This is a genomic window from Mesorhizobium sp. M4A.F.Ca.ET.090.04.2.1 (genome assembly GCF_003999085.1).
Classification (GTDB): Bacteria; Pseudomonadota; Alphaproteobacteria; order Rhizobiales; family Rhizobiaceae; genus Mesorhizobium.
In genome coordinates this window covers 1-4,941 of the sequence record NZ_RZOT01000463.1, presented here as the reverse complement: position 1 = coordinate 4,941, position 4,941 = coordinate 1, and the positions used below count along the sequence as shown (strand labels likewise).

Annotated in this window: 5 protein-coding genes; 2 read left to right on the top strand and 3 right to left on the bottom strand. The window is 65.6% G+C overall.

What is annotated here, in order from left to right:
- On the bottom strand, positions 1-1,580 hold a 1,580-nt coding region (locus EN781_RS25695; RefSeq protein WP_189347850.1), incomplete at its 3' end, for a proline dehydrogenase family protein.
- Between the two features lie 164 nt (positions 1,581-1,744).
- On the opposite strand from EN781_RS25695, the gene EN781_RS25690 reads away from it, so the two are divergent.
- Complete coding sequence (locus EN781_RS25690) at positions 1,745-2,197, top strand: Lrp/AsnC ligand binding domain-containing protein (RefSeq protein WP_126059055.1); 453 nt, start codon at positions 1,745-1,747, stop codon at positions 2,195-2,197.
- Between the two features lies 1 nt (position 2,198).
- On the opposite strand, the gene EN781_RS25685 is transcribed toward EN781_RS25690, so the two are convergent.
- Both EN781_RS25685 and EN781_RS25680 read right to left on the bottom strand, forming a co-directional pair.
- On the bottom strand, positions 2,199-3,407 hold the full coding sequence (locus tag EN781_RS25685; protein WP_126054146.1) for a cytochrome c peroxidase: 1,209 nt from the start codon (positions 3,405-3,407) through the stop codon (positions 2,199-2,201).
- A 7-nt stretch (positions 3,408-3,414) separates the two neighbouring features.
- Positions 3,415-3,858 carry a FixH family protein gene (locus EN781_RS25680; protein WP_126059054.1) on the bottom strand — a complete coding sequence of 148 codons (444 nt, stop codon included), beginning with the start codon at positions 3,856-3,858 and terminating at the stop codon, positions 3,415-3,417.
- Between the two features lie 208 nt (positions 3,859-4,066).
- Here EN781_RS25680 and EN781_RS25675 point away from each other — a divergent pair.
- The coding region (locus tag EN781_RS25675; RefSeq protein WP_145965618.1) for a sugar kinase at positions 4,067-4,941 on the top strand (875 nt) is incomplete at its 3' end.

The window sequence follows — 4,941 nt, the reverse complement described above, 5'->3', positions numbered from 1 at the left end:
AGCGTCACCGGAGCGGTGATGTCGACGCCCCTGGAATTGCGGCGGCCGGCGCCGAAGATCCCGGCGGGACGGGCGATCGCCGGATTGGCGGCCGGCCCCTGCGTCTCGACCGTTTCCAGCGGGTCGCGGGCGATGTCTTCCGGTTCCACCTCCTCGTCGGTGAGCTGGTGGACGAAGGAGGAGTTGGCGCCGTTTTCCAGCAGACGGCGCACCAGATAGGCGAGCAGGTCGGAATGCGCGCCGACCGGCGCATAGATGCGGCAGCGGGCGCCTTCGGCCTGGCGCACCGTCTCGTGCAGCGCCTCGCCCATGCCGTGCAGCCGCTGGAACTCGAAAGAGTCGCGATCCTTGGCCATCGACAGGATGGCGGCCACCGTGTGCGCGTTGTGGGTGGCGAACTGCGGATAGATGCGATCGGTCATCGACAGCAGCTTCTTCGCGCAGGCCATGTAGGACACATCGGTGTTGGTCTTGCGGGTGAAGACCGGATAGCCGGCGAGCCCCAGTGTCTGCGCCCGCTTGATCTCGGTGTCCCAATAGGCGCCCTTGACCAGCCGCACCATGATGGTGCGGTCGTACTTTTTCGCCAGCGCGTGGAGCCAGTCGATGACGAAGGCCGCGCGCGGCCCATACGCTTGCACCACCACGCCGAAACCGTTCCAGCCGGCAAGCTCCGGCTCGGCCAGCACGCGCTCGATGACGTCGAGCGACAGATCGAGGCGGTCCGCCTCCTCGGCGTCGATGTTGAGCCCCATGCGCGAATGCCGCGCCGCCAGCGCCAGCGACAGCAGCCGCTCGGCCATCACCGGCAGCATCGTCTCCTTCTGCGCCACTTCGTAGCGCGGATGCAGCGCCGAAAGCTTGACCGAAATGCCGTGGTTGTTGCGGATGTCCGGCCCGTTGGAACCGGAATCGAGTGAGGAGATCGCGTCGGCATAGGCCTTGTGATAGCGCAGCGCGTCGGCCTCGGTGCGGGCCGCCTCGCCCAGCATGTCGAAGGAATAAAGATAGCCCTTCTGCGTCATCGGCCGGCCGCGCTTGACGGCCTCGGCGATGGTGCGGCCGAGCACGAACTGCTCGCCCATCTCGCGCATGGCGGCCGCCACCGCCTTGCGGATAACGGGTTCGCCCAGCCGGCGCACCATGGCGCGCAGCGTGCCCTCGATGCCGCCCTCGCCCTCGTCCAGCACGCGCCCGGTCAGCATCAGCGCCCAGGTCGAGGCATTGACGAAGATGGAGCTCGAGCTGCCCGAATGCGCCGACCAGTCGTGCGGCGCGATCTTGTCGGCGATGAGATCGTCCATCGTCTCGGCGTCGGGCACGCGCAGCAGCGCCTCGGCCAGGCACATCAGCGCGACACCTTCCTTGGTCGATAATCCGTAAGCCGAGAGGAACACTTCCATTAGCCTCGGATCGGTCGAGCCGCGCACCGCGCGCACCAGATCGGCGGCGCGGGCCGAGATCGCCTTGCGGTCATCCGCCGAAAGCCCCGCACCGTCGGCGAGCCGCTTCACCGCGGCGTCCTCGTCGGGCAAGTAGTTGGCACGGATCTGCTGGCGGATGGCATCGAGCGCGGGCATGGCTGTCCTATCTAGCGAGCTTAAGGGAGCGGGCCGGCGGTCACCGGACCGAATGGCGCAAGCTAGCACAATTGCCGTTTTCGGTCGGTCCAAAGAAATCGACATGCCAGTTCCAATGAACTATGATCTGCCGCGACCTTCTCGCCATTTAGACTGTGAATTCGATCATCGAAGACCAATTGGACCGCATCGACCGCAACATCCTTTCGGCACTGGCGCGCGACGGGCGGCTTTCCATGTCTGAGCTGGCCGGCAAGGTCGGCCTGTCGAAGACGCCGGTGCAGGCGCGCGTCAAGCGCCTGGAGAAGGACGGTTACATCAGGGGTTACCAGGCGATCATCGATCGCGAGCGCATGGGAGAAGGCCATGTCGCGTTCGTCCAGGTGAAATTGTCGGACACCCGCTCGGCCGCGCTCGACGCCTTCAACCGCGCCGTGCAGGCGGTGCCGGAGATCGAGCAATGTCATATGATGGCGTCGAGCTTCGACTATCTGTTGAAGGTCCGCACCACCGACATCGCCGCCTACCGCCGGGTGCTGGGCGAGCGCATTTCGGCGCTTCCCCATGTCGCCCAGACTTCCACCTTCGTGGCGATGGAGACGGTCAAGGACCGCTAGCTCATTCTGACAGCGTCTTCAGGAACGCCACCAGCGCCGCGCGCTCGCGGTCTGAAAGCTCGACGGGGTGGACCTCGGAAACACCTTCGACGCTCGCCGGCGCCTTCGAATAATGCTCGACCACCTCTTCGAGCGACGCAAACTGTCCGGCATGCATGTAGGGCGCGCGCGCAGCGGCGCCTCGGAGCGACGGCGTCTTGTAGGCGCGCACCAGGTCCGGCCCGCCCTTCACCATGAAGCGCAGCTCGCGGCACGCGTTGTCGTCGCCGTCGCGGAACTTGCCTAAGCAGTTGAACGGATCGGCCTCGACCTGCACCACGGCATCGATGCGGCCGCGATCCGGCGGCAGGTCCTTGACCGGCGGCACGCCGGTATTGTGGAAAGAGTTGTCAGTGAAACGCGGGCCATTGTGGCAGGTCACGCAATTAGCCTTGCCGATGAACAGTCTCAGCCCAAGCATCTCTTCGGGCGACAGGGCGTCGTCCCCTTGTGGCTCGGCGCCAGATGCCAGATCGATGGCGAAACGGTCGAAGCGCGTCTGCGGCGGCTCGATCGACCGCTCGAAAGCGCCGATCGCCTTGCCGATATTGGCAAAGACGCGGTTGACGTCCTCGACCTTGCTGACGGGCATGGCGGCCCAGGCCGCCTTCTCCGCATCCGTGCCGAGCGGGCTGGCATTGGCGGGCACAGTGGAGAGATCGGGCAGCGGCCCGAAGATGCGCTCGTAGCGCTCGCCGAAGCGTTTCTTGATGTAATGCGCGAAAGCGGCGCGGTTTCCGCCATGCTCGAGCGGGTTTTCGAGCGGCGTCAACGCCTGCGCCCACAGGCTGTCGCGCCGCCCGTCCCAGAAGAACCAGGGATCGCGCGCCACGCCTGCCAGCGGCATGGTGCGTCGGTTGGTGCGGCCGATGCCGACCGCTTGCGGCAGGTCGTCCTGGAACTGGCGATCGATCTTGTGGCAAGTCGAGCAGGACACGGTGCCGTCGCGGCTCATGCCCTGGTCGAAGAACAGCGTCGAGCCCAGGGCCGCGGCCGCCGGCACATCGGCGAAGCGATTGGTGGTGTCGGGCTTCAGCGGCGGCAGCGTGTTCAGCGCCAGCGAGGCAATGACCTTCTTCTCGGCATCGGAAACCTGCGGCTTGCCGCAGCCGGCAAGCAGCGCCATGGCGACCAGTGCGACGAGAGGCAGGACTCGCAGGAGGCGCCTCATCGACCGCTCACAACACCACGTTGAAGACGACCGTATCTGAACCGGCCGCCGCCGAAATGGCCAAGCGCAGTTGCCACCAGCCGCTCATCGTGAATTTCAGCCCATCGATGCGATAGCGTCCTTCGCCGAGATAGTCGGTCGCCTGCGGGCTGGTCGGCAGGCCGTGATTGTGCTGCGGCATGCCGCCGGAAACGGCAATCGCCGCTCCCTCCACCGGATCGCCCTTGACTGTCTTCAGCGTCAGCAGCCAAGCCTGCAATTCGCCCTGCCGGACCACATCCCGCTCCGGCTGGAAGCTGGCAACGAACAGCCCGTTTGCCGAGGTCTTCGAGCGCGACGTATCGGGGCCCGACGCCGTTTGCGGAGCGGTCAGATAGACGATCGCAAGGACACCTGCCAGCAAGGCGGCCAGACCAAGACCCACGAGAAGATAACGCCATAGGGATGCCAAACCGGTTCCTTTTCCAAAGACAACGTTCCAGCGGGCGGATCGCATCCCGCCGCGACTGTGGGAAACCGCTTCTGACGCAAAAAACCGCAGCCGCCAAGCATGGCGTTGCCCATCGCAAAAAGCTACAGCAGCACCTCGTTGGTTTGTGCATGTCGTCATCCCCAAAACGCTAGACACTTTTGCGCGACATGCACGGGGAGACAGATAGATGGCTGCAAATGGCGTCGCCTCGATCGGCGAGTGCATGCTCGAACTGTCGGGCCAGGCGGGACCGAACTGGCGCATGGGCTTTGCCGGCGACACGTTCAACATGCTGTGGGCGCTGCATGCGCTGAGCGGCGAGCGGCCGGCGACTTATGTCTCGGCCTTCGGCGACGACCCGTTCTCGCAAGGGCAGATCGCCTTCTTCGCCGAAAACGGCATCGGCATCGGCCAAAGCCCTGTCATTCCAGGCGCCCGACCAGGCCTTTACGCCATCACGCTGACCGGCGCCGAACGCGCCTTCACCTACTGGCGCGCCGACGCCGCCGCCAGGCAACTGGCTTCGGACCCTGGCGCCTTGGCAAAAAGCCTTGAAAACCAGGCGCTGGTCTATTTTTCCGGAATCACTTTGGCAATTCTAGAGGAGGCTTCGCGCAAGACATTGCTCAATGCGGTGGCCAAGGCGCGGGCGGCTGGTTCGCGCGTCGCATTCGACCCCAACTACCGGCCGCTGCTCTGGCGCAGCCGCGAGGAGGCGCAAGCGGCAATCACCGAAGCACTTGCCGTCACCGACATCGCGCTGCCGACCTTTCCCGATGAGCAGATGCTGTTTGGCGATGCGACACCACAGGTGACCGCCGGCCGGCTCGGCCGACTTGTCGGCGAGGTCGTCGTCAAGAATGGCGAGGACGCGGCGCTGATCGCCGTCAAGGGTGCCTTCCAGCCGGTTCCGGCCGTGCATGTCGCGACGCCAGTCGATACCACCGGTGCCGGCGATTCCTTCAATGGCGGCTATCTCGCCGCCCGGCTTGCCGGTCATGCCCCCGCCGACGCGGCGCTGCGCGCGCATCGCGTTGCCGCCGCGGTCGTGCAGGTGCGCGG